At 58.5% G+C, this 25,463-nt stretch carries 25 protein-coding genes; 24 read left to right on the plus strand and 1 reads right to left on the minus strand.

The features are described from left to right. The 24 genes from VE009_RS21165 to VE009_RS21280 all read left to right on the plus strand — a co-directional run bounded on the left by VE009_RS21165 (position 1) and on the right by VE009_RS21280 (position 23,739). The gene (locus tag VE009_RS21165; protein WP_325011127.1) at positions 1–900 is read left to right on the plus strand and encodes a formyltransferase family protein; all 900 of its coding nucleotides are present in this window, start codon (positions 1–3) and stop codon (positions 898–900) included. Continuing rightward, on the plus strand, positions 897–1,571 hold the full coding sequence (locus VE009_RS21170; RefSeq protein ID WP_325011129.1) for a PIG-L family deacetylase: 675 nt from the start codon (positions 897–899) through the stop codon (positions 1,569–1,571). The genes VE009_RS21165 and VE009_RS21170 overlap by 4 nt, the downstream gene beginning before the upstream one ends. Beyond that, positions 1,568–2,641 (plus strand): N-acetylneuraminate synthase, encoded by a 1,074-nt coding sequence (neuB, locus tag VE009_RS21175; RefSeq protein WP_325011131.1) that lies wholly within the window; start codon positions 1,568–1,570, stop codon positions 2,639–2,641. The genes VE009_RS21170 and neuB overlap by 4 nt, the downstream gene beginning before the upstream one ends. Then, positions 2,638–3,264 (plus strand): acetyltransferase, encoded by a 627-nt coding sequence (locus VE009_RS21180; protein ID WP_325011134.1) that lies wholly within the window; start codon positions 2,638–2,640, stop codon positions 3,262–3,264. Before neuB ends, VE009_RS21180 begins: the two co-directional genes overlap by 4 nt. Next, positions 3,265–4,311, plus strand: coding sequence for a nucleotidyltransferase family protein (locus tag VE009_RS21185; protein WP_325011136.1), 1,047 nt, complete (start codon positions 3,265–3,267; stop codon positions 4,309–4,311). Between the two features lie 117 nt (positions 4,312–4,428). Beyond that, on the plus strand, positions 4,429–4,824 hold the full coding sequence (locus tag VE009_RS21190) for a flagellar protein FlaG (protein WP_325011138.1): 396 nt from the start codon (positions 4,429–4,431) through the stop codon (positions 4,822–4,824). A 26-nt stretch (positions 4,825–4,850) separates the two neighbouring features. Further along, positions 4,851–6,731 carry a flagellar filament capping protein FliD gene (gene fliD, locus VE009_RS21195; protein WP_325011140.1) on the plus strand — a complete coding sequence of 627 codons (1,881 nt, stop codon included), beginning with the start codon at positions 4,851–4,853 and terminating at the stop codon, positions 6,729–6,731. Between the two features lie 65 nt (positions 6,732–6,796). After that, positions 6,797–7,198 (plus strand): flagellar export chaperone FliS, encoded by a 402-nt coding sequence (fliS, locus tag VE009_RS21200; protein WP_325011142.1) that lies wholly within the window; start codon positions 6,797–6,799, stop codon positions 7,196–7,198. Continuing rightward, positions 7,195–7,539: a flagellar protein FliT gene (fliT, locus tag VE009_RS21205; RefSeq protein ID WP_325011144.1), complete on the plus strand. Its 345-nt coding sequence runs from the start codon at positions 7,195–7,197 to the stop codon at positions 7,537–7,539. The genes fliS and fliT overlap by 4 nt, the downstream gene beginning before the upstream one ends. A gap of 420 nt (positions 7,540–7,959) precedes the next feature. Continuing rightward, complete coding sequence (locus VE009_RS21210; protein WP_242732683.1) at positions 7,960–8,157, plus strand: cold shock domain-containing protein; 198 nt, start codon at positions 7,960–7,962, stop codon at positions 8,155–8,157. 197 nt (positions 8,158–8,354) lie between these two features. Beyond that, the gene (gene hpf, locus VE009_RS21215) at positions 8,355–8,909 is read left to right on the plus strand and encodes a ribosome hibernation-promoting factor, HPF/YfiA family (protein WP_325011147.1); all 555 of its coding nucleotides are present in this window, start codon (positions 8,355–8,357) and stop codon (positions 8,907–8,909) included. Positions 8,910–9,047: 138 nt separating this feature from the next. Continuing rightward, entirely contained in the window at positions 9,048–11,555 is a 2,508-nt protein-coding gene (gene secA / locus VE009_RS21220) for a preprotein translocase subunit SecA (protein ID WP_325011149.1), read from the plus strand. Positions 11,556–11,645: 90 nt separating this feature from the next. Continuing rightward, a protein-coding gene (gene prfB / locus VE009_RS21225; RefSeq protein ID WP_325011467.1) for a peptide chain release factor 2 occupies positions 11,646–12,759 on the plus strand; the annotation gives its coding sequence in 2 pieces (ribosomal slippage) (positions 11,646–11,717 and positions 11,719–12,759; 1,113 coding nt in all). Positions 12,760–12,836: 77 nt separating this feature from the next. Beyond that, positions 12,837–13,730: a YitT family protein gene (locus VE009_RS21230; protein ID WP_325011151.1), complete on the plus strand. Its 894-nt coding sequence runs from the start codon at positions 12,837–12,839 to the stop codon at positions 13,728–13,730. Between the two features lie 131 nt (positions 13,731–13,861). Continuing rightward, positions 13,862–14,920 carry an N-acetyl-gamma-glutamyl-phosphate reductase gene (gene argC / locus VE009_RS21235; RefSeq protein ID WP_325011153.1) on the plus strand — a complete coding sequence of 353 codons (1,059 nt, stop codon included), beginning with the start codon at positions 13,862–13,864 and terminating at the stop codon, positions 14,918–14,920. 55 nt (positions 14,921–14,975) lie between these two features. Next, complete coding sequence (gene argJ / locus VE009_RS21240) at positions 14,976–16,202, plus strand: bifunctional glutamate N-acetyltransferase/amino-acid acetyltransferase ArgJ (RefSeq protein WP_325011155.1); 1,227 nt, start codon at positions 14,976–14,978, stop codon at positions 16,200–16,202. A gap of 19 nt (positions 16,203–16,221) precedes the next feature. Next, positions 16,222–17,043: an acetylglutamate kinase gene (gene argB / locus VE009_RS21245; RefSeq protein ID WP_325011157.1), complete on the plus strand. Its 822-nt coding sequence runs from the start codon at positions 16,222–16,224 to the stop codon at positions 17,041–17,043. A gap of 19 nt (positions 17,044–17,062) precedes the next feature. After that, on the plus strand, positions 17,063–18,256 hold the full coding sequence (locus VE009_RS21250; RefSeq protein WP_325011159.1) for an acetylornithine transaminase: 1,194 nt from the start codon (positions 17,063–17,065) through the stop codon (positions 18,254–18,256). 66 nt (positions 18,257–18,322) lie between these two features. Further along, positions 18,323–19,258 carry an ornithine carbamoyltransferase gene (gene argF / locus VE009_RS21255; protein WP_325011468.1) on the plus strand — a complete coding sequence of 312 codons (936 nt, stop codon included), beginning with the start codon at positions 18,323–18,325 and terminating at the stop codon, positions 19,256–19,258. Between the two features lie 55 nt (positions 19,259–19,313). Then, positions 19,314–20,585, plus strand: coding sequence for an argininosuccinate synthase (locus VE009_RS21260; RefSeq protein WP_325011161.1), 1,272 nt, complete (start codon positions 19,314–19,316; stop codon positions 20,583–20,585). Positions 20,586–20,673: 88 nt separating this feature from the next. Then, positions 20,674–22,101, plus strand: a complete 1,428-nt coding sequence (gene argH / locus VE009_RS21265; RefSeq protein ID WP_325011163.1) for an argininosuccinate lyase — start codon at positions 20,674–20,676, stop codon at positions 22,099–22,101. A gap of 236 nt (positions 22,102–22,337) precedes the next feature. Beyond that, positions 22,338–22,961: a helix-turn-helix domain-containing protein gene (locus VE009_RS21270; protein WP_325011165.1), complete on the plus strand. Its 624-nt coding sequence runs from the start codon at positions 22,338–22,340 to the stop codon at positions 22,959–22,961. Between the two features lie 18 nt (positions 22,962–22,979). Next, a complete protein-coding gene (locus VE009_RS21275) occupies positions 22,980–23,474 on the plus strand; it encodes a DUF4188 domain-containing protein (protein WP_325011167.1) in 495 nt (164 codons plus the stop codon). A gap of 133 nt (positions 23,475–23,607) precedes the next feature. Further along, on the plus strand, positions 23,608–23,739 hold the full coding sequence (locus VE009_RS21280) for a hypothetical protein (protein WP_325011169.1): 132 nt from the start codon (positions 23,608–23,610) through the stop codon (positions 23,737–23,739). 204 nt (positions 23,740–23,943) lie between these two features. On the opposite strand, the gene VE009_RS21285 is transcribed toward VE009_RS21280, so the two are convergent. Beyond that, positions 23,944–25,437, minus strand: coding sequence for a VanW family protein (locus VE009_RS21285; RefSeq protein WP_325011171.1), 1,494 nt, complete (start codon positions 25,435–25,437; stop codon positions 23,944–23,946). Positions 25,438–25,463: the final 26 nt, after the last annotated feature.

Below are 25,463 nucleotides of genomic sequence, written 5' to 3' on the forward strand. Positions count from 1 at the left end.
ATGAGGGTTGTGTTTATCGGCTGCGTCCAATTTAGCGAAACGACTTTGGAAGTACTTTTACAGCAGGAACGCGCAGAAATCGCAGGTATCGTTACGAAGGCTGCTTCCGCTATTAACGCCGACTTTCGATCGCTTGAGCCGATCGCAGCAAGAGAGAAGATCCCTTGCTTCTTATATCAACGTTCGGCGGACGTTGAACCGATGATTCGATGGATTCAAGAGCTCGCGCCGGATGTCGTCTACTGCTTCGGTTGGTCGCACTTGCTGCCTGCCGAGTTGCTTTCGGTTCCCAGGCTTGGAGTGATCGGGTACCATCCTGCCGCGTTGCCTCAAAATCGCGGGAGACATCCGATCATATGGGCACTAGCGTTAGGGTTGAAGCATACTGCGTCCACGTTCTTTTTCATGGACGAAGGGGCGGACACCGGCGATATATTGGATCAGCGTCCAATCGCGATCGAGGATGATGACGACGCGGCAACGCTGTATTCCAAGTTGGAGAACGTCGCTAAGGAGCAAATCGCGTCATTTACAAGGGCACTTGCGGAAGGAACCTATATGAGAGTTCCTCAGGACCATACAAAAGCGAACTCCTGGCGGAAGCGGGGCAAACAGGATGGCGCCATTGATTGGCGGATGTCCTCTGCGTCCGTTCACAACTTGGTGAGAGCATTGACGAGGCCGTACATCGGAGCGCATCTGACAGCTTCCAACGGGGAAGAGGCGAAAGTTTGGAAAACGGTTCGGGTTGACGAGCTTTACCCTGAAACGAACAATCTCGAGCCCGGCAAAGTACTTCGCGTCAACGGAACTGCTGTTGACATCAAGTGCGGGCATGGGGTTATTCGGATTGTGGAGCATGAAATGACCCAACTTCCTTTGGAGGGGACCTATATATGAGCGTTGTTTTAGTCGTGGCGCCCCACCCGGACGACGAAACGTTAGGTTGCGGCGGCACCCTGCTCCGACATAAGGAGCAAGGGGACGAGGTGCATTGGCTGATCGTTACCTCCATGTCGGAACAATACGGATTCACGAAGGAAAGAATGGAAGAACGAGAGGCGGAAATTCAACGGACGAAAGACGCGTACGGGTTTGACGGCGTAACGCAGCTACAATTTCCGACGATGCGGCTGGACGATATTCCGATGGCCGATCTGGTCGCCCGCATGAGTGCATCGTTCCAAGAAATCCGACCGAACACGGTGTACGTGCCGCACAGGGGAGACGTCCACACAGATCATGCGGCTGTGTTCGATGCGACGATATCTTGTACGAAATGGTTTCGGTACCCGTTCGTTTCGAAAATAGCGGTTTACGAAACATTATCCGAGACGGACTTCGGCCTAAACCCGGATAATAACGGCTTTCGTCCGAATTGGTTCGTAGACATCGCGCCTTGGATCGATCGCAAAATCGAGATCATGAACATTTTTCGCAGCGAAATGGGAGCTTTCCCGTTCCCGAGGAGCGAAGAAGCGATCCGTTCGTTGGCGAAAGTGCGCGGAGCGGCCTCCGGCTTCGAAGCCGCCGAGGCGTTTATGGTGCTAAAGGAGACGTGGGGCCGTTGAATCGGACGTATATTATCGCGGAAGCGGGAGTCAATCATAACGGGTCCGTAGAGCTTGCCGTCGAACTGATCGACGCAGCCGTTGAAGCGGGAGCGGACGCGGTTAAATTTCAAACGTTCAAGCCGGAACTCCTTGTCAGCGCATTTGCCGGGAAAGCGGATTATCAGAAGAAGCTTACGGATTCTGAGGAGTCGCAGTTGGACATGCTCCGCAAGCTGCAGTTGCCGGAAGAAAGTTACCCGAAGCTGCTGGAACGTTGTCGGGCGAGGGGGATTCACTTCCTATCCACGCCGTTCGATTTGGATAGCTTGTCTCTATTAACCGAAACGTACGATATACCGACGATTAAGCTGCCTTCAGGAGAGATTACCAATCCTCTTCTTTTATATCGTACCGCGAGAACCGGCAAACCGATCATTTTGTCCACGGGCATGAGCACGCTCGGCGAAATCGAAACGGCGCTTTCGGTAATCGCGTTCGGTTATGTTGCCGCGGACGAGAAGCCTTCGCGCGATAAAATTCTCCGGGCATATGCCAGCGAGGCGGGGCAGCGCGCGCTGCGCGACAACGTAACTTTGCTCCATTGCACGACGGAATACCCCGCGCCGCTGGATGAAGTGAATCTGAATGTCATGGATACGTTAAAGCGGGCGTTCAACCTCAAGGTCGGATACTCCGATCATACGCAGGGTATCGCCATTCCGGTCGCCGCGGCGGCCAAAGGGGCGGCGGTCATCGAAAAGCACTTCACGTTGGATCGCGGCATGCCGGGGCCTGATCATCAAGCTTCGCTCGAACCGATGGAACTGAAGCAAATGGTTTCGGCCATTCGAGATGTGGAGAAGGCGCTCGGAAACCCGATCAAACATCCGACGGCTTCGGAAATCAACAATAAATTGGTCGTGCGGAAAAGCTTGGTCGCCATACGCGCGATTCGCAAGGGCGAGCCGTTCTCCGAAGAGAATCTCGCGATCAAGCGGCCCGGAACCGGCAGATCCCCCATGGAGTATTGGGAGATGCTTGGTCAGCCTGCCGATAGAGACTACGAACGGGACGAGCCTGTGCAATGACCGACAAGCCGATTATTTTGCTTGGCGGAGGCGGGCATGCGAAGGTGCTGCTCGATGTGTTGAAGCGTTCCGGCCGAACGGTGATCGGATTTACGGATCCCGAACGAACCGAGCTTACGGGAGCTCCTTATTTAGGTGACGACAAGGCGGTGCTCCAATTTGATTCCAATGCGGTCCTGCTGGTTAACGGGCTGGGCAGTACTGTATCGACGGAGCGTAGAGCGTCGTTATATCGCAAGCTGCACGATGCCGGTTACCGGTTCGCCGCGGCAGTGCACCCGTCCGCAGTCATCGCCGAAGATGTCGTCCTTGGCGACGGAGTTCAAATTATGGCGGGGGCTGTCATTCAGCCGGGTTGTCGGTTGGGGGCCAACGTGATCGTAAATACTCGAGCCTCGGTTGACCATGACTGTACGGTCGGGAACCATGTACACATTGCGCCGGGGGCTATTCTCTCGGGCGGCATCCATATCGGCGATGCAGTACATGTAGGCACGGGGGCTGTCATAATTCAAAACATTCGGATCGGAGCCGGCAGTTTGGTCGGAGCCGGGGCAGTGGTCGTCAAAGATGTGTCGGAAAGAACGAAGGTGCTGGGAGTACCCGCGAGGGAGGTCAACTGAATGAATTCATGGGAGAAAGCCGCGGTATATCCGACTACCACGATTCTTGAAACGATCGAAGCGATCGACAAAAGCACGATGCAAATCGCGATCGTCATCGACGAAAATAAGAAACTATTAGGAACCGTAACCGACGGCGATATTCGGAGAGGCATTCTGCGCAACGTTCCTTTGCACGACCCGGTCGAACGCGTCATGAATGCTTCGCCGAAATACGCGAGCATTCACGAATCGCCGGGGACGATAACTTCGCTATTGAAGAATGCGAGGCTGAAGCACTTGCCGATCGTCGATGAAGAAATGCGCGTCATCGACGTGAAGAAGCTTGAAGATATACTGAAATTGGAGAAAAGAGATAATCCGGTCGTGTTAATGGCCGGCGGGCTAGGAACGAGGCTTCGTCCGTTGACCGAGCATTCGCCGAAGCCGCTGCTGAAGGTCGGGGAAAAACCGATTCTTCAGACGATTTTAGAGAGCTTCATTGACCATAGATTCTCAAATTTCTATATTTCCGTGAATTACAAAGCCGAGATGATTAAAGATTACTTTGGGGACGGTTCGGAGTGGGGGGTAAGCATCCGCTATATCGACGAGACGCAGCGGATGGGTACGGCCGGGGCGTTATCGTTGCTGCCCGAACCGCCGATGGAGCCGTTGATCGTGATGAACGGCGATTTATTGACGAAAGTAAACTTCGAGAATCTACTGGATTTTCATAACGAGCACCATTCCTTTGCGACGATGTGCGTGCGGGAATATAACTATCAAGTACCGTATGGGATCGTTAGATCCAATGGGCATGCGCTTGAAGCGATCGAGGAAAAGCCGGTGCATCAGTATTTCATTAATGCAGGGATCTATGTCTTGGCGCCCAGTGCGCTGGAAATGATACCGAGGAACCAGTTCTATGACATGCCGGATCTTTTTAAAGCGTTAATCGGACAAAACAAAACGACCAGCGTATTTCCGATTCGGGAATACTGGATGGATATTGGAAGAATGAGCGACTTCGAGCGCGCGAATATGGAATATACGCATTATTTCTAAGTGCTCATAACAATATTTGTATATTTCCGGAATATCTTTTTAAATGCTATTAAACCTGCGCCCGATATTGCCGAAATACTAGAATATAGATTCTTATGCGCGCGGAGGGATATCGTAATGAGCTTTGATTTTCAAGTTGGGGGCGCGGCTCCCGTATCGAAAATTGATCCTATATTGCCGGCGACTTCCGTCAAAGGGAGCGAACACACCCATACGGAAAAAATCAAGCATATCTACTCCACGAAGGAACTCAAGCGCGCCGAGATGCAAGGTGAAGAGGTTTCCGTAAGCGACGAACAATTGATAAAAGCCATCGAAAAAGCGATCAAAGCGATCCAAGGCAACAATACGTCCCTGGAGTTCGCAGTTCATAAAGAAACCAAACAAATTATGGTCAAAGTGCTCAACAAAGAGACGGGCGAGCTTATTCGTGAAGTGCCGCCGGAAAAAAACTTGGACTTCATCGCAAATATTTGGAAGATAGCCGGACTCTTCGTCGACGAGAAGCGATAAATTCACGTAAGGTGTGATTTTCCGATATGGTAACGAGAATTAACGGCTTTTCCTCCGGTTTGGATATAGACCAGCTCGTTAGACAGCTGATGACGGCGCAGCGGCTGCCGATGGACAAGCTCGTGCAGAAAAAGCAAACGCTGGAATGGCAGCGCGAGGACTTCCGTACGCTGAACAGCCAGATCATGGACTTCCGGAACGCCGCGTTCGACATGCGCTTGTCGTCGAGCTACTTAACCAGGAAGGCGTCTTCATCGAACGAGAACGCCGTCAGCGCTACCGCCGCGCCGGGAACGGTCGCAGGAAATTACACCGTGAAGGTCAACGCGCTTGCGAAAGCGGCCAGCATTTCGTCGGAAGGCCCTGTCGGGGCGACGTCGACGGCGGATACGCTGTCGTCCATCGGCATGGATTCGCCGGGGCCGACGGAGGTCACGATAACGGGCAAAACGGGATCGGTGTCGCTCGTGTTTAAGACGACGGACAAAATTTCGGACGTCATCAGCCGAATCAACGCCGTGTCGACGACGACGGGCGTCGTGGCGAGCTACGATACGACGCTCCAGCGATTCTTTTTCAAATCGTCGACGACCGGAGCGGATGCGACGGTGGATATTCGTTCGCCGGACTCCGATTTTCTCAGCGACGTTCTCCGATTGACACCGGAAAGAACCGGAAACGGCGGCTTGGTGACGGGATCCGTCGCGTTCGTTTCCGGCACGCCGGCGTCTCCGAGCACAACGAAGAAGATCAATGATTCTCTGACATCCGAGCAGACGCTTCGGATCACTTACAAAACAAAGACATACAACTTCAATATTACCAGCAGCACGTCCGTGGGGACGCTGATCAATCGAATCAACGCTTCGGGGTTAGGCAAAGAGGGCGTCTCCGCATACTTGGATAAAGACGGTCATTTCACGTTATTTAATCCGGATTCCAATGAGCAATTGGATATCCAAGATGCCACCAGCGACGGCGTCGACATTTTATCTTCGCTCGGGTTGACGGCGGGATCCACGGCCGGGACGCCGATCACTTATCACGAATACGACGGGGAAGGTCAGAATGCGTCGGTCGAGTTTAACGGCTTGACGCCTGCCGTCGAGTTCAGCTCGAATACGTTCACGATCAACGGCATCACGTTCACGGCCAAGGAGACGACGACGTCGGATGTGAATATCGCGGTCACGCAAGATGTCGATGCGGTTTTCGATAAAATTAAATCGTTCGTCGAGAAATATAATTCGATGTTAGACGCGATGAATAAGGAATTGAGCGAAGAGCGATTTCGCGACTTCCAGCCGCTGACCGACGAACAGCGGGAAGCGATGAACGAGGACGATATTAAAAAATGGGAAGAGAAGGCGCGCAGCGGCTTGCTGCGAAACGATAGCATTCTATCGGGCGCCGTCAATTCGTTCCGATACGGCATGGTGCGATCGGTCACGGGACTGCCGGCCGGTCATTTGCAGCAGATGTCGGAAATCGGCATCTCGACCGGGGCGTACGCTTACAATGAAAAAGGGAAGCTGTATATCGACGAAGAGTTGTTGCGCGAGGCGATTTCCGACCGTCCGGAAGAAGTACTGGCGTTGTTCACCGCAGACGACAACGACAGCACCAGCTCCGAAGGCGACGGGTTGGCTCGACGTCTGCACAGCATCGCGGACAGCACGATCGATATGATTCTTCAACGGGCAGGAACGTCGACGAGCTCGTTGGATAACTACACGATCGGCCGAGAGCTGTACAATGTTAACACCAGAATTACTTCCTGGGAGCGCAGGCTCGTCGACATGGAAAATCGCTATTACAAACAGTTTACGGCAATGGAGCAGGCGCTGGCCAAGCTTCAAGCCCAAAGCACGAATCTCATGTCCCAGTTCGGCGGTACAGGCGGCTAAAACGTTGCGACGCGCGTGGTATTATTGCGTTTTCATTACTACCTACCTAACTGGAGGAAACCTGCATGATGCAGCAACAGCAGCAGAATAGATACTTGGAAATGACCGTGCAGACGGCGAACCGCGGGCAATTGCTCATCCTGCTGTACGACGGTGCGATCCGGTTTTGCAAGCTTGCCATCGAAGCGATTAAAGAGCGCAAGCTAATGGATGCGCATGAAAACCTTATGAAAGTGCAGGACATCATTCACGAATTCGAAATTACGCTGGACAAGAACTCTCCTCTCGCGAACGACCTTCTCCGGCTGTACGATTACTTCCTTGTGCGCTTACGGGAGGCTAACATGAAGAAAGCCGCAGAGCCGGCGGAGGAAGTGCTCGGGTACCTCATCGAGCTGAAACAGACGTGGACCGAAGCGAATAAAATCGCGATGGCTAGCCAAGCGGCAGCCGCGAAGCCGCAATGAACGCCGAAGAGCTCGTCAGCCGGTTGGAACAGATGACAGCCTCGCTGCTTCAGGGCTTGGACGAAGCATCCTACGAACGGTTGAGTGAATTCGTAGACGAGCGGGGCATAATTGTTGATGAGCTGTCGCGAATCGCGATGGAAGACAGCGAACGCCTTGCCTTGCAGAGCAGAATCCGCAACGTGCTCCAGTGCGACGAAGTGATTTCGAGCCGAATGAAAGAGTACATGGAGGAAGCGGCGAGGGAACGCCAAAAGCTCGCGGTGCAGAAGACGACGGTCGGCGCCTACGAGAACTTCGGGAACGGCGACAACAGCGTATTTTTCGATAGAAAAAAATAGGTTTCAAGCGATCCTCGTCCGAATCTAGGGCGAGGATTTTTTAAAATAAGAAGTTTACGCTTCACGGGATGAACTTCCTTATCTCGCAAGATAAATTAGCGCTCTAGGACGGAACCGCTCACTTGAATGCATTTCGATTTATCCCCAAGCACTATATTGCCGTTGCCAACTTGTGCACATTTCCTCCAAAACGCCTGTGGACAATGTGGACAAACCTGTGAGTAACCAATGAAAACCTGCTTTCATTTCATGCGCCGAATGGCATAGGTTGTTTGTATCAAAATGTTCAGAATACAATGCAAAAAAGGGGAAAATTTTCAAGAAAAGATCACTTGACAGAATTGACTTTTGCGGGGTCAGGGTGGTATATTCAAACTGTGGGCTCAGCCACGTACTTGATTATGAAGGGATCGTGTCTCAATGCAAGGTAAAGTGAAATGGTTCAACGCTGAGAAGGGCTATGGCTTCATCGAAACGGAACAAGGTGGAGACGTATTCGTACACTTCTCGGCCATCCAACAAGACGGTTTCAAGACTTTAGACGAAGGCCAAGCGGTAGAATTCGACATCGTCGAAGGCGCACGCGGACCTCAAGCAGCTAACGTAACTAAAATCTAATCACATTCTGGGCTTTCCCGCCCGGGAATAGATGATTATATATTTTAGGGAACGAATAGCATCGCGGACACACACCTCGGGAGACCGGGGTGTTTTTTTGCGCACTTTTTGAAAACGCTAACTAGTCAGAAAATTTTGATATCGGCTTGTCCCTATGGTATAATCGAGTTGAGCTTAACCAAAGGAGGCAATGCAACATGAAGTTTCTCATTCGCGGAAAGAACGTAGAAGTTACGGAAGCATTGAGGGATTATGCAGCTAAGAAAATCGGCCGCGTCGAGCGGTATTTCGAAAGTCCGCCAACCTCCGAAGTTCATGTTACGTTAAGCGTCAACAAGAATAAACATACCGTCGAAGTGACGATCCCCGTAAGCGGCGTTACGCTCCGCGCGGAGGAGAAGTCCGAGGACATGTACGCATCCATAGACCTCGTCAGCGACAAGCTGGAGCGGCAAATTCGCAAGCATAAGACGCGTGTCAACCGAAAGGCGCGTGCGGAAGGCACGTACCGAGCAGTGTTCAAGGAATCGTATGAGCAGGCGGCGCCCGCCCGGGCGTACGAGGAGGAGGAGCCGTTCGAGGTGGTGCGCATGAAGCGGTTCACGCTGAAGCCGATGCGCATGGAAGAAGCGATTTTGCAAATGAATTTGCTGGGACATAACTTTTACGTCTTCTCCAACGCGGAAACGTCCGGCATCAACGTCGTGTATAAACGAGAAGACGGCCGTTACGGGTTGATCGAATCTGCGTAACGTCAAGAACATCAAGCCCTGTCCGAAACCGGACGGGGCTTTCTTGCGTAATAGTGAATATTCGCCGGTTATTTGCGACATATATAACCAACTGATACAATGGTGTTTAATAGTTCAACCTGGAAAGGGGAACGGCTTGTGCTCGGCTTAGTGAAAAAGATTTTCGGGGATTCGAACGAACGAGAAATCAAACGGCTGCAACGCACCGTAGAGCAAATAAACGGCTTGGAACCTGATATGGAGAAGCTCAGCATCGAACAGCTGCGCGCGAAGACGCAGGAGTTCATGGAACGGCACGCGAACGGGGAGAGCCTGGACAGCTTGCTGCCGGAGGCGTTCGCGGTCGTCCGGGAAACTTCCAAGCGAGTGCTGGGCAAGCGTCATTACGACGTGCAGCTGATCGGCGGCATGGTGCTCCACGAGGGCAAAGTCGCGGAGATGCGGACGGGCGAAGGGAAAACGTTGGTCGGGACGCTGCCGACGTATTTGAACGCGCTCACGAAGAAGGGCGTACACGTCGTTACGGTCAACGAATATTTGGCTCAGCGCGACGCGACCGAAATGGGGCAAATTTATAATTTCCTCGGGCTGACGGTCGGCACGAACCTCGCCGGCATGTCGCACGCCGAGAAACAATACGCGTATGCCTGCGACATTACGTACGGCACGAACAACGAGTTCGGCTTCGATTATTTGCGGGACAACATGGTCCTTTATAAAGAGCAGATCGTCCAGCGGCCGCTCCATTACGCGTTGATCGACGAAGTGGACTCGATCCTCATCGACGAGGCGCGGACGCCGCTCATCATTTCCGGACAAGCCGCGAAGTCGGCCGACTTGTACTATGCGGCGGACCGGTTCGTGAAGACGCTCAAGCCGGAAGAAGATTTCACGGTCGACATTAAAGTGAAGTCGGCGGCGCTCACCGAAGCCGGCGTGGCGAAGGCGGAGCGGGCGTTCGGCATCGAGAACTTGTACGATCACGCGCACGTGCTGCTCAACCACCATATAACGCAGGCGCTCAAGGCGAACGCGATCATGCGTCTCGACGTCGATTACGTCGTGCAGGAAGGCAACGTCGTCATCGTCGACGAGTTCACGGGACGGTTGATGGCGGGACGCCGTTACAGCGACGGCCTGCACCAAGCGATCGAAGCGAAGGAAGGGCTCGAGGTTCAGAACGAGAGCATGACGCTCGCGACGATTACGCTGCAGAACTACTTCCGGATGTACCAGAAGCTTGCGGGCATGACGGGTACGGCGAAGACGGAGGAAGAGGAATTCAAGAAGATTTACGGTCTCGACGTCATCGTCGTGCCGACGAACCGTCCGATGATCCGCGTAGACAAGCCGGATGTCGTGTATAAGACGGTGGCGAGCAAATATCGGATGGTCGTCGAGGAGATCGTCGAGAAGCACAAGATCGGTCAGCCGGTGCTGGTCGGCACGACGTCGATCGAGGCGTCCGAATATTTGTCGTCGCTGCTGAAGAAGCGCGGCGTGCCGCATAAGGTGCTGAACGCGAAGTACCACGCCGAAGAAGCCGCGATCGTCTCGCAGGCAGGCCAGAAGGGCGCGGTCACGATCGCGACGAACATGGCCGGCCGCGGTACGGACATTGTGCTCGGCGAAGGCGTGAAGGAGCTCGGCGGCCTGCATATCATCGGCACGGAGCGCCATGAGAGCCGCCGGATCGACAACCAGCTGCGCGGTCGCGCCGGCCGTCAAGGCGACCCGGGCTCGACGCAATTCTATTTGTCGATGCAGGACGAGCTGATGAAGCGGTTCGGCGCGGACAACGTGATGGGCATGATGGAGAAGCTCGGCTTCGAGGAAGACCAGCCGATCGAGAGCAAGCTCATCACAAAGTCGATCGAATCGGCGCAAAAGCGAGTCGAAGGCAACAACTTCGACGTGCGGAAGGTCGTCCTTCAATACGACGACGTCATGAACCAGCAGCGGACGGTGCTGTATAAACAGCGCAACGAAGTGCTGCATTCCGATAATATCCGCGACATCGTGTTCGGCATGGTCGACAACGTCATCGAGCGCATCGTCAAAGCGCACTGTCCGCCGGAGGAAGTGCCGGAGGATTGGGATTTGGCGGCGATCGTGGAATACGGCAACGCCACGTTCCTGAAAGAAGGGCAAGTGTCCCCGGAACAATTGGAAGGCAAAGAGCCGGAAGAGATCATAGAATATCTCAAGGGCGTCGTGCGCGAGGCGTACGAAGAGCGCGAGAAGGAGCTCCCGCCGGAATTCATGCGCGAGTTCGAGAAGGTCATCGTGCTGCGCGCGGTCGACAGCAAGTGGATGGACCATATCGACGCGATGGATCATCTGCGGCAGGGCATTCACCTTCGGGCATACGGCGGCACCGATCCGCTCCGCGAATATCAATTCGAAGGCTTCGCGATGTTCGAAGAGATGATCGCCTCCATCCAGGAGGAGGTCGCGAAGTACATCATGAAGGCGCAGGTGCAATCGAACCTGCAGCGTCAAGAGGTCGCGAAGGGCCAAGCGGTCAACGCGAAGGAAGAGGTGACGAAAAAGCCGGCGAAAGCCGACAACGTCATCGGCCGCAACGATCCGTGCCCGTGCGGCAGCGGCAAGAAATACAAACAGTGCCATGGCATGCAGGCGTAATATAACGATAAAAGGCGGCCCGGCGGAAGCATATTGCCGGGCTTCCTGCATGCGCACGCGGCAATACCAACAAGGAGAGATGTACACATGATGATGGATCCGGAGATTCGCCATCGCCTCCGCGACTCGGCGGAAAAACTCGAAGCGCTTAGGGGGTCTCTTTGACTTAGATCTGAAGCTGGAGCGCATCGGCGATTTTGAGGTGAAAATGTCGGCCCCGGACTTCTGGGACGACAACGAGCGCGCGCAGAAGACGATCGCGGAGATGAACGCGATCAAGTCGGTCGTAGAGAAGTATCAGAAGCTGCAGACCGACTGCGACGATCTGCTCGTCATGCAGGAGCTGATCGCCGAGGAAGGCGAGGAAAGCCTCATCCCGGAATGGGAAGAGGGCGTGAGCAAGCTGGCGGAAGCGCTCGAGCAGTTCGAACTCACTCTGCTGCTCAGCTCGCCGTACGATAAATATAACGCGATCCTCGAGCTGCACCCGGGCGCCGGCGGCACCGAGTCGCAGGATTGGGCGTCGATGCTGTACCGGATGTATACGCGCTGGGCGGAGAAGAGCGGCTTCAAGGTCGAGGTGCTCGACTATTTGCCGGGCGACGAAGCCGGGATCAAAAGCGTAACGATCGCGGTCAGCGGTTATAACGCATACGGATATTTGAAGGCCGAGAAAGGCGTGCACCGGTTGGTTCGCATTTCGCCGTTCGACGCGTCCGGACGGCGCCATACGTCGTTCGTGTCGTGCGACGTCGTGCCGGAGATCGAGGACGACAACAGCGAAATCGAAATTCGTCCGGAGGATCTGAAGGTCGATACGTACCGGTCCGGCGGCGCCGGCGGTCAGCACGTCAATAAAACGGAGTCGGCGGTCCGCATCACGCATATTCCTTCGGGCATCATCGTGGCGTGCCAGACGGAGCGTTCGCAAATTTCGAACCGCGACCGGGCGATGAAGATGCTCCGCTCGAAGCTGTTCGAGCGCCGTCTCGAGGAGCAGCAGCGAGAGCTCGCTTCGATTCGCGGCGAACAGTCGGATATCGCGTGGGGAAGCCAGATTCGTTCATACGTCTTCCACCCGTACAGCATGGTGAAGGATCACCGCACCGGGGAGGAAACGGGCAACGTCGGCGCCGTCATGGACGGAGAAATCGATCCGTTCATCAACGCGTACCTGCGCAGCCAAATCCAAAAGAGCGAATAAGGCGGACGGCGGAAGGACCATCCTACTCCTGTTGGAGAAGATGGTCCTTTTTGCTAAGCGATAAGGAGGTGCGGCGCATGAACGCGGCCGCGGAACGGCGCCGGGCGAGAAGGAAGGCGCCGCGTTTACCCGTAGGGAGCCCGGCGCATACGATATTGGAATATGCGCTTTTGCTGATCGGAGCCTTCTTGATCGCGGCGACGTTCAACTTATTTCTTGAGCCGAACGAGATCGCCTCGGGCGGGACGTCCGGCATTTCGATCATCGTCCGGGCGCTGCTCGGGGTGACGCCGGCGGCGACGCAGTGGGCGCTCAACGTGCCGCTGTTTCTGCTCGGCGTCTGGCTGCTCGGCCGGCGCTTCGGCATGAAGACGGCCGTCGGCACGGCGGTCATGCCGCTGTTCGTGCTGCTGACATCTAGTTGGGCGCCGCTCACGGAAAACCCGCTGCTGGCGGCGGTGTTCGGCGGACTCGGCATCGGCGCGGGGCTCGGCATCGTGTTTCGCGGGCGGGGCTCGACCGGCGGGATGGACGTCGCGGCGCAAATCGTCGCCAAGTATACGGGGGTCAGCCTCGGGCTCGCGGTGGCGATGCTGGACGGGTTGGTCATCCTGACGGCGGGCTTCGTTTTTTCCGCGGAGCAGGCGCTCTATGCGCTCATCGCTCTGTTCGTCACGACGAAGACGATCGACGTCGTGCAGCTTGGCTTTTCGCATGCGAAAGTCGCCTATATTATCAGCGAGGACGAGGAGCGAATCGCGCAGGCGGTGCTGCACGACCTCGACCGGGGACTCACCCGGCTGACGGCGCAAGGCGGCTTCACGAGGCGGGAGCGGACGGTGCTCATGGTCGTCGTGTCGCAAACCGAAGTGACGAGGCTGAAAACGCTCGTGCAGTCGGTCGACCCGCAGGCGTTCGTCATTCTGACGGGGGCGACGGAGGTGCTCGGCGAAGGGTTCAAGGTGCAGTGAGCGGGCGAGCGTCCGGCGAAGTTTGGGCGCGAAAACGGGCAAAAAATAGGGTTGTATCAATATGCATACCTATGTATAATAATTCATATCTTGAAACGACCGGGCAAGACGGTGCGAGAGGAGAACATTCGTTGAAGGACAAATTACGGGCGGCAATCGTCGGTTCGACCGGCTACGGCGGGGTCGAACTGATTCGTTTGCTCGCCAATCATCCGCAGGTTGACATCACTTCGGTCATCTCGTCGTCGAACGCAGGGGAAGCGCTCACGGCGGGCTATCCGCATTTGCAGGGCGTGCTGACGGTCGATACGCTGGACGCGGTCGATCCGCGGCTCATCCGGGAGAAGGCGGATCTCGTGTTCACGGCGACGCCGTCCGGCGTCAGCGGCAAGCTCGTGCCGCAGCTGCTCGAGACGGGCGTTCGCGTGATCGATTTATCCGGCGATTTCCGCCTGAAGGACCGCGCCGCTTACGAGACGTGGTACAAACACGAAGCGCCGCCGCAGGACGCGCTGGACGGCGCCGTATACGGTCTCTGCGAGGTGTACGCGGACCGGGTGCGCGGGGCGGCGTTCGTGTCCAATCCGGGCTGCTATGTAACCACGGCGACGCTCGGCTTGGTGCCGGCGGTGGAGGCAGGCGCGATCGACCGCGGGACGATCATCATCGACGGGAAATCGGGCGTGTCCGGCGCAGGCAGAGGTGTCAACCTCGGCGTACATTATTCGGAGATCAACGAAAATTTCAAAGCGTATAAAGTCAACAAGCATCAGCATATTCCGGAAATCGAGATGGTGCTGAGCGACCGGGCGGGCGAGCCGGTGACGACGACGTTCACGACGCATCTGGTGCCGATGACGCGAGGCATTCTGTGCACGACCTACGCGAGCATCGCCGACGAGCGGTATATGAACGAGGACGCTTGGATCGAGCTGTACCGCAATTATTACGAAGGCCGCAAGTTCGTACGCATCCGTGACAAAGGCCAATGGCCGGCGACGAAGGAAGTGTGGGGCTCCAACTTCTGCGACATCGGCTTCGCGGTCGATCCGCGCACGCGGCGCGTCACGATCATCTCCGTCACCGACAACCTGATGAAGGGCGCGGCGGGGCAAGCGGTGCAGAATATGAACATCATGATGGGCTGGGACGAGGATCTCGGACTCCGGTTGGCGCCGGTATATCCATAAGAGGACGCGCGGTCCAGGGCGAGGCGGACGCGGCAAGATTAGGGGAGGCAGAAGCATGATCGGGCAAACAAGTTTCACCGTAGTAGCGGGGGGAACCGTCACGACGCCGAAAGGGTTTCGCGCGGGCGGCGTTTACTGCGGCATTAAGAAAGTGGAGCGGAACGACCTCGGCGCGATTGTATGCGACGTGCCGGCGGACGCGGCGGGCGTCTTCACGACGAACGTCGTCATGGCGGCGCCGCTCGCCGTCACGAAGGAGTCCCTCGCGAAAGAGGGCAAGCTGCAGGCGATGCTCGTGAACAGCGGCAACGCGAACGCCTGCACGGGCGAGCAGGGCGACCGCGACGCCCGAGACATGCGCGCGTCGTTCGCGGCGGCGCTGGGCGTGCCGGAGCATTACGTCGGCGTTACGTCGACGGGCGTCATCGGCGTGCCGATGCCGATGGAGAAGGTGCGCGGCGGTATCGAGGATCTCGGCGGGAAGCTGAGCGCTGCCGGCGGCGAAGACTTCTGCCAAGCGATCATGACGACGGACCTCGTGAAGAAGTCGGTCTGCGTCGAGCTGACGGTGAACGGCAAGCCGGTGTACGTCGCCGGCGCGGCGAAGGGCTCGGGCATGATTCATCCGAATATGGCGACGATGCTCGGCTTCATCACGACGGACGCGGCGTTCCAGCCGGGCTGCCTCCAGTCGCTCCTCAGCAGCGCGACGGACGTCACGTTCAATATGATTACGGTCGACGGCGACACGAGCACGAACGACATGGTCGTCGCGATGGCAAGCGGCCTCGCGGGCAACGAACCGCTGAGCCCGAATCATCCGGATTGGGCGGATTACGCGGCGGCGTTCCGTTTCGTGTCGGAGACGCTGGCGAAGGAGATCGCCCGCGACGGAGAAGGCGCGACGAAGCTCATCGAAGTGAACGTCGTCGGCGCGGGGTCCGATTACGACGCGCGGGCGATCGCGAAGACGATCGTCGGCTCGAACCTCGTGAAATCGGCCGTATACGGCTCCGACGCGAACTGGGGCCGCATCATCGCGGCGGCGGGGCGCGCGGGCGTGCCGATCAACCCGAACACGGTGGACATTCGACTCGGCGGCATCACGGTGCTGCGGCAGTCGGCTCCGCTGCCGTTCGACGAAGCGGCGGCGAAAGCGTATTTGGACGGTAAAGAAGTGACCATACATGTAGATTTGCACGGCGGAGCGGGCAAGGCGACGGCGTGGGGCTGCGATTTGACCTACGACTACGTCAAGATCAACGCGTCGTACCGCACATAACGAGGGGAGAGAAACGAGGATGAGCGAAGCGGGTAAAAGCAACACGTTCGTAATCAAATGCGGGGGCAGCACGCTGGCGGCGCTGCCGAACGCGTTCTTCGCGGAGCTGGCCGCGTTCCAGAAGGAAGGCAAGCAGCCGGTCATCGTGCACGGCGGGGGGCCTGCGATTTCGCAGGCGCTGAATAAGCTCGGCATTCATACGGAGTTCGTCGACGGTCTCCGCCGCACGAGCGCGGAAGTGCTCGACGTGGCGGAAATGGTGCTCGCGGGCAAAATCAACAAAGAGATCGTCCGCCGCTTGTCTCAGAACGGCGCGAAAGCGGTCGGCCTCTCCGGCACGGACGGACGGCTCCTTACGGCGGAAGCGGTCGCGAATGCGGACCGTCTCGGCTACGTCGGCGAAGTGACGGAGGTCAACACGGAACTACTGAACGCGATGCTGACGGCGGGCTACATTCCGGTCGTGGCGCCGGTCGGCCTCGGCGTCGACAACCAGCGCTATAACATTAACGCGGATACGGCGGCCGGCGCGGTCGCGTCGAGCCTCGGCGCGGGACCGTTCATCGTCGTCACCGACGTGGCGGGCATCGCGGGCACGGTGAACGGCGAGAAGCAGGTGCTGCCGACGGTGACGCCGAGCCAGATTCAAGCGATGATCGACAGCGGCGAAATTTACGGCGGCATGATTCCGAAGGTGAAGGCCGCGCTGAAATGCCTCGGCGGCGGCGTCAACGAAGTCGTCATCGTGAACGGCTCGGAGCAAGGCGTCCTCGGCAAAGTGCTGCGCGGCGAGAAAATCGGCACGACGATCGTGGCGGAACCGTCCGTCACGCCGGCGTAACGCGGAAGGGGGAGCGGGCATGAGCACGGGCAAAGAAGCGCTGTTTCCGAATTACGGGCGGTTTCCGATCCGCCTGGTGAAAGGCGAAGGCAGCCGCGTATGGGACGAAGCGGGGAAGGAATACCTCGACTTCGTCAGCGGCATCGCCGTCACGAACCTCGGCCATGCGCCGGCGGCGGTGAAGGAAGCGCTCGTGAAGCAGCTGGGCGAGCTGTGGCACGTATCGAACTTGTTCGAAATTCCGAACCAAGAGAAATTGGCGGCGCTGCTTGCGCGTCTCAGCTGCGCGGACCTCGCGTTCTTCTGCAACAGCGGCGCCGAAGCGAACGAGGCGGCGATCAAGCTCGCGCGCCGCTATCAGCGCAAGGTGAGAGGCAACGACCGGTACGAGGTCGTCACGTTCAACAAATCGTTCCACGGCCGCACGCTAGCGACGCTGACGGCGACCGGTCAGGAGAAAGTGAAGGACGGCTTCGATCCGCTGCCGACCGGCTTCGTCCACGTCGATTACAACGACGTCGAAGGGCTGAAGGCGGCGGTGGGCGAACGGACGGCGGCGATCATGCTGGAGTTCGTGCAGGGCGAAGGCGGCGTGAACGTGGCCCAGCCGGCGTTCCTGGAAGCGGTGAAGGCGCTGTGCGAAGAGCATGGACTGCTGCTCATCGCCGACGAAATCCAGACCGGCATCGGCCGGACGGGCACGTTGTTCGCATACGAGCAATTCGGCATCGAGCCGGACATTCTGACGCTCGCGAAAGGGATCGGCAGCGGCTTCCCGATGGGCGCGATGCTCGGCAAGGCATATCTTCGCGAAGGCTTCACGGCCGGCTCACACGGCTCGACGTTCGGCGGCACGCCGATCGCCTGCGCGGCGGCGATCGCCACGCTCGAGACGATCGTGAACGATAAGCTCCCGGCGCGCGCGAAAGCGTTGGGCGAAGCAGGCATGGAGCGGCTGCGGAGCAAGCTGGCCGGCCACCCGAGCTTCGTCGAAGTGCGCGGCCGCGGCTTCCTCATCGGCGTCGAGCTGAAGGAGCCGGTGGCGGACATCGTCGCGAAGGCGCAGGAGGCAGGGCTGCTCGTCGTCACGGCGGGACCGAACGTGCTGCGGCTCTTGCCGGCGCTGACGATTTCGGAAGAAGAGTGGTACCGTGGACTCGATCTGCTCGCGAGCGTCATCGCGGCGGACGCGAAGAACGGCATTTACGCATAGAGGGGAGAGGTGCGCGTGGAAACCGCGGCGTTGCAAGCCTCTGAAGGCAAGGATAACGCAGAATCGTTGGCGAAACCGTTCAAGGGCCGGGACTTCCTGGCGCTGGCCGACTATACGCCCGACGAAATTCGCAATTTGATTCGGCTCGGCATCGAGCTGAAGCGCAAGCAAAAGGCGGGAGAAACGTACCAGCCGCTCGCCGGCAAAACGCTGGCGATGATTTTCGAAAAATCGTCGACCCGGACGCGCGTGTCGTTCGAGGTCGGCATGTTCCAACTGGGCGGCCATGCGCTGTTCTTGTCCAAGAACGATATTCAGCTCGGCCGGGGCGAAACGGTCGCCGACACGGCGCGCACGCTGTCTCGCTACGTCGACGGCATTATGATCCGCACGTTCGCGCATCAGAACGTCGTCGAGCTGGCGCGCAACGCGACTGTGCCGGTCATCAACGGCTTGACGGACCTGTCGCACCCGTGCCAGGCGCTGACGGACTACATGACCGTGCTGGAGCATAAGGGCAAACTGGAAGGTCTCAAAATCGCGTACATCGGCGACGGCAACAACATGGTGCATTCGCTCATGGTCGGCGCGGCGAAGCTCGGCCTCCATATCGCGGTGGCGAGCCCGGCCGGATACGAGCCGGACCGGGAAGTCGCGGACATCGCCCGCGAAACCGCGGCGGCGACGGGCGGCAAATATACGTTCCACTACGATCCGAAAGAAGCGATCGAAGGCGCGGACGTCGTATATACGGACGTCTGGGCGAGCATGGGCATGGAGGCGGAGCAGCAGGAGCGGGAAAAGGCGTTCCACGCGTTCCAAGTGAACGCGGAGCTGACCCAATACGCGAAACCGGATTTCGTGTTCATGCACTGCCTGCCGGCGCATCGCGGCGAAGAAGTGAGCGCCGAGATCATCGACGGCGCGCATTCGATCGTGTTCGATCAAGCGGAAAACCGGCTGCATGCGCAGAAAGCGGTCCTTGCGGCATTGATGGGATAAAGGATACGATAGTAGTTATAGGAATTCAACGAAGCGAAGGGTGGAACGGCGGCTTATGTCGAAGCAAAAGATTGTGCTGGCGTACTCGGGCGGTCTCGATACGTCGGTCATTCTCAAGTGGTTGAAAGAAACGTTCGACGCGGAAATCATCGCCTTCACGGCGGACATCGGGCAAGGCGACGAGCTCGACGGCTTGGAGGAGAAGGCGCTCAACACGGGCGCGTCCAAGGTGTACATCGAAGACCTGCGGGCGGAGTTCGCGCGCGACTACATTTTCCCGATGTTCCAAGCGGGCGCTCTGTACGAGGGTCAATATTTGCTCGGCACGTCGATCGCGCGTCCGCTCATCGCGAAGCGGATGGTCGAAATCGCCCGCGCGGAAGGCGCGACGGCGATTGCTCACGGCGCGACGGGCAAAGGCAACGACCAAGTGCGTTTCGAGCTGACGGCGGCGGCGCTCGCGGCCGATCTCGACGTGATCGCGCCTTGGCGCATCGAAGAATTCCGGGCGCAGTTCCCGGGCCGCGCGGAAATGATCGAATACGCCGAGAAGCACGGCATCCCGGTCAAAGCGTCCGCGGCGAAGCCGTACTCGACGGACCGCAACCTGCTGCACATCTCGTTCGAGAGCGGCATGCTGGAGGATCCGTGGTTCGACGCGACGCGCGAAGACGTGCGCGACATGTACGTCATGTCCGTCGATCCGCAGCTCGCGCCGGATGAGCCGGAGTACATCGAGCTCGAGTTCAAGCAGGGCTGCTGCGTCGCCATCAATGGAACGCCGCTGTCGCCGCTCGAGGTCATGGACACGCTGAACGAAATCGGCGGCGAGCACGGCGTCGGCCGCGTCGACATGGTCGAAAACCGCTTCGTCGGCATGAAAAGCCGCGGCGTGTACGAAACGCCGGGCGGCGCGATCCTGTTCAAGGCGCACCGCATCATCGAATCGATCACGATGGACCGCGAAGTGATGCTGCTGCGCGACTCGCTCATTCCGAAGTACGCGCAGCTCGTATATAACGGATTCTGGTTCGCGCCGGAGCGTCTTGCGCTGCAGGCGCTCGTAACGGAGAGCCAGAAGAACGTCGAAGGCACGGTCCGCCTGAAGCTCTACAAAGGCAACATTATGGCGGCCGGCGTGAAGAGCGACGTCAGCCTGTACAACCCGCACATCGCGACGATGGAAGCGGACCCGACGCAGGCGTACAACCAAGGCGACGCGACGGGCTTCATCCGCCTCAACGCGCTGCGGTTGAAAGTATCCTCGGCCGTGCACGGCGCCGAGGGCATCGAGCCGGCGAAGGCGCCTGCCGAGACGAACGCCTAAGAAACTGCGATTGAAGGGGACGGAGCCGACCAACGGACGGACGTTGGCGGCTCCTTTCCTATGTACATGACGGAGGAGGACGAACAGGATGTCGAAGCTGTGGGGCGGCCGGTTCACCAAAGCGACCGACGCGTTGGTGGAGGAGTATACCGCGTCCGTGTTTTTCGATAAAGAGCTGTATGAGGAAGACATTCAGGGCAGCATCGCGCATGTAACGATGCTCGGCAAGCAGGGCATATTGCCGCAGGAGGACGTCCAGACGATCATCGGGGGCCTTACTCGCGTGCTCGAGAAATTGCGGCGCGGGGAAGTGACGTTCTCGGCGGCCGAGGAAGATATCCATATGACGGTGGAAAAGCTGCTCATCGCGGATATCGGTCCGGTCGGCGGGAAGCTGCATACGGGACGGAGCCGCAACGACCAAGTGGCGACGGACATGCATTTGTACCTTCGCAAGCGGGTCGTCGAATTCGTCGAGCTGCTCGGCGCGCTGCAGGAGGCGCTGATCGGCCAGGCGAAGGCGCATGTGGAGACGATATTGCCAGGGTATACGCATTTGCAGCGGGCGCAGCCGATCTCGTTCGGCCATCATTTGCTCGCGTACGTGGCGATGTTCGGACGCGACGCGGAGCGCTTGATGGACTCGTATAAGCGCGTCGATATGCTGCCGCTCGGCGCGGGCGCGCTCGCGGGCACGACGTTCCCGATCGATCGGGCGTTCGTGGCGGAGCAGCTCGGGTTCTCGCGCATTTACGACAACTCGCTCGACGCGGTCAGCGACCGCGACTTCATCGTCGAGTTTCTGTCGAACGCGTCGCTGTTGATGGCGCATTTGTCGCGGCTGTGCGAGGAGCTCATCCTTTGGTCGAGCACCGAATTCGGCTTCGTCGAGCTCGACGACGCGTTCTGCACGGGCAGCTCGATCATGCCGCAGAAGAAAAATCCGGACGTCGCGGAGCTCGTCCGCGGCAAAACCGGCCGCGTCTACGGCAATCTGGTGGGCCTGCTCACCGTGCTGAAGTCGCTGCCGCTCGCTTACAACAAGGACATGCAGGAAGACAAGGAAGGCATGTTCGACACGGTGAAGCACGTCGGCGGCGCGCTGCGGCTGATGGCCCCGATGATCGCGACGATGCAGGTGCGGACGGACCGGATGCGCGGCGCGGTCGACCGCGACTTCTCGAATGCCACGGACATCGCGGATTACCTGGTCAACAAGGGGATCCCGTTCCGCCAGGCGCACGAAATCATCGGCAAGCTCGTGCTGCACTGCATCGAGCGCGGCATCGTCCTCCTCGAGCTGCCGCTGGAGGAGTACAAGAAGTTCGCGCCCGAGTTCGAGGGCGACATCTTCGACGTGCTCCAGCCGGAGCACGTGGTGAACGCGCGCGCCGTGTACGGCGGCACGGCGTTCCCGCAGGTGCGCGAAGCGATTGCGCGCGCCGAGGCGTCCCTCGTCGGCTTGCAGGCGTGGACGGCGGAATACGCGGCCAAGTCGGGGCTCGCGTCGAAATAAACAGCTTTTCAACCTTCATAAGCTCGAAATCGGATGCGAACGCTCATTGCGGCCGCGGACGGTTTCGGGCTTTTTTTCAATGTTGGAAGGAATTGGCTTGACGAGTAAAGTTAACTCGAGTTAATATAGATACACAAGTTAATATATGGAGTGGTTGATGTGTATCTTGAAGCTGTCGTACGGTACGCCGAGGCGGGCCGGATAGTTCGGTTTCTCGCAGGCGGGCGGGAGGACGAATGAAGCTGCCGTTGCGCGAGCTGAAGAAAGCCCGCTCGAAAATCGCGCTGTACGAGGCAAGCTTAGAGCTGATCGGCCGCAGCACGTTCCGGGCGGTGAAATTGGAGGACATCTGCGAGAAGGCGGAAGTGTCCAAGGTGACGTTTTTTAAGTTTTTCCCGCAGAAAGAGGACGTCCTGGTGTATTTCATGAACGTGTGGCTGCTCGAGCGGATGCTGCGCATCGAGGAGGATGGGCTGCGGGGAGCCGGCGCGGCGCGTTACCTGCTGCACAGCGTGGCGGAGGGCTCGGAGGAACGGCCGGGGTTGATGCTCAGTTTGATCGGTTTTTTGTCGGAGACGCACATGCACCCGTGCATGCCGGTGTTGTCCGACGCCGAGCTGCACTTGTTGTTCCCGGGGCGGGAGGCACGCGCGCGGTCGACGCCGGTGGACATCTTCGCCTTGTTCCGGCGCTTGATCGACGAGGCGAAGGCGGACGGCGAATGCCGGCGGGAAGAAAGCACGGCCGTTCTGGCGCAGTGGCTGCTCACGATCTTCTACGGCGCTTACCTGACCGCGCACATGTGCAGGCAGGACATTCGCGCGACGTACGATCGGCACCTGACCAGCATTTTCATATGAAAAAGGAGGCGTCCTAGCATGGCAAAGGCGGAAGCCGGCCGGTTTACGGCCGCGTACAGCGGCAGCTTGGTCGTATTCATTATCGGGATGAGCGTCAATCGTTGGTGGGCGGTGCATCGGTGGCTTCCCGTGTTTCGGGCGATGGGGCCGATGATCGCTGAGCTTTATAAGAATAAGGAGCTTGGCTTCTTGGATATGCAGTTCGCGCTCTCGCCCAAGGGGCCGATTCTGATTCAGTACTGGCGTTCCTATGACCAGCTGGAGCATTATGCGCGGCACGGCGCGAAGCATCTGAAGGCTTGGCGGGACTTTAATACGAAGGCGGCGAAGTCCCATGCCGTCGGCGTGTTTCATGAAACGTACATCGTCGACGAAGGCAAGTACGAATCGGTATACGTGAACATGCCGAAGTTCGGCCTCGGCCGCGTCGCCGGTTTGGCGCCGGCGACGGGACCGCGGGAGACGGCGCGGCGCCGCTTGGGCGGACAGAACGAGCCGGCGGTTGCCGAGTGACCGTCTTTTTCATAAAATCGGAACGATAGGTATAGCGCGAAGCACGCGCCGTTCGTCCCCTGGAGGGGCGGGCGGCGTTTTTTATTTGCTGGGAGGGATTCTTGCCGGGGGACGTGAGCCCGGCGCTCGGCGTATGCGACCGCACGGCGAGGCGGAGCTGCGTGCGCTGGCCGCGAAAGGGGCGATTCGGCCGGCGCGGGGCTCGCAGCGGGTGCGGGCGTACGAGCTGTGCGCGGAGCGAACGGAGCTGTTCCTTGGGCTTTAATGGATAGCGGAAAGCCGTGTCCGTTATTTTGCGGGCAAGGCGGGACAACGGGAAAATAGCGGAAGACGGTGTCCGCTATTTCGACGAAAAAGGCGTCAAACGCACGATTTCGGCCGATTAACGGACAGTCGTTTCCGCTATTGGACGGAGCGCTAGAGCGTTGTGAATATTAACGGACAGTCGGTTCCTCTAAACCTGCGAGTATCAGTCCGCCGGCGCCTTCACGCCGTCCTCTACGATCGGATCGCCGCGGTGACGCTCTTGCTCGCGATCGGACGCATCGCCGCTGTTGGAAGCGTATAATGTCGGCAGCGGCTTGTACGTGTCCTTGGAAATAAGCTCCTTGTCGACGACTTTGCCGTTCACTTTTTTGTACCGATGTGTCACGACGACGTAACCCGGCTTGCCCCGCTGCAGCAGCTCTACGGAGCCTTTGCGTAAATGCGGGTTTTTCACGTACTTCGTCGGCGGGTCGAGCTCTTCCAGCTTCACCGATTTGATCTCGTAGGCGACGCCCGGCGGCATCGAGCCGAACAGCTTTACGGTCAGCTTCCCGTTCTCGGTGCTGGTTCGGATTAATATATATTTCTCCGTGTTGTTACGAAATTTGAAGTTGATGTATCCGCTCGCGAAAGTAGCGTCTTGCCCGATGGGGGCGTAGCTGACCGGCAGCGAATGGTTGCGGCGTTCGACGATTTCGAGCCCGGCGCGAAGCACGGCGTTGTACAGCGTCGTGGAGACTTGGCAGATGCCGCCGCCCACGCCGGGACAGAGCTTCCCGTTCAGAATGACGGGCGCTTCCCGGAATCCGAATTTCGATTCGGTTTCTTCGATGATCTTCGCGTAGTCGAACACGTCGCCGGGCTTCAAGAGACGGTTGTGCACGACGGATGCCGTCTTCGCGACATTGTGCCGGCGGCCCGAGCCGCTCGTGGCGAACGAGGTCGTGAACGACGAAATTAGCCGTTCGACGCCTTGCTCCTTCAGCATGGCGACCGTCACCTCCGGCTGCAGCTCGTACGTCGGCACGGTCAGCTTCAGCGGCGTCTTCGATTGGAGCGGCCCGTCCGGCTTCAGCGCGTACGGATGCGCCGCCCGGCCCGCTTTGGCCGCCGCTGCGCCGCCCTCGCCGAGCACGGCGGTCCAGATCGTCGATGTCAGCCCTTTCTCGTCGAGGCGCAGCGCCTTCCGCTCCGGAGAATAACGCACCTCGTCCTGCTCCGTGATCGAGCGGACGGCGTTGACCGGTCGAGAAGCGTACAGCTCCGGCCACGTTTGCTGCGCCGCGGCGGAGAGGGCCTTCGCGTCGAAAGCGACCCGCAGCTCCCAGGAACGGCCGTGCCATTGCCAGCGCCGCCACGCGCGCTCCCATACCGACCCTTCGGCGAACCGCCCGATTTCGGCGCGAAGCTGGTCCGCGTTCGTCTGCAGACCCAACGTTCCCAGCGTCGCTGTGCGCGTCTCCGTGCCGCCTCCGGGCATCGGGGCGGTCATGGCGACAGGCATTCGCGCAAGCTGCGCGACGCGGTCCGCGAGCCCTTTTTCGAACTCGTCCGTCCGCATGCCTCCCACGTTCCATCCGGAAACGGACATGCCGCCCGGCAGCCCGCTATGCATTCCATACCAAGCGACGATGCCCGCCGCCGCAAGCCCGATTCCCCAGCCTATGAGAATCCAGCGAATCAACCGTGAGTTCATTGCGATACACCTCGTCCGAAATAGGT

The organism is Paenibacillus sp. (assembly GCF_035645195.1).
Taxonomy (GTDB): Bacteria; Bacillota; Bacilli; order Paenibacillales; family YIM-B00363; genus Paenibacillus_AE.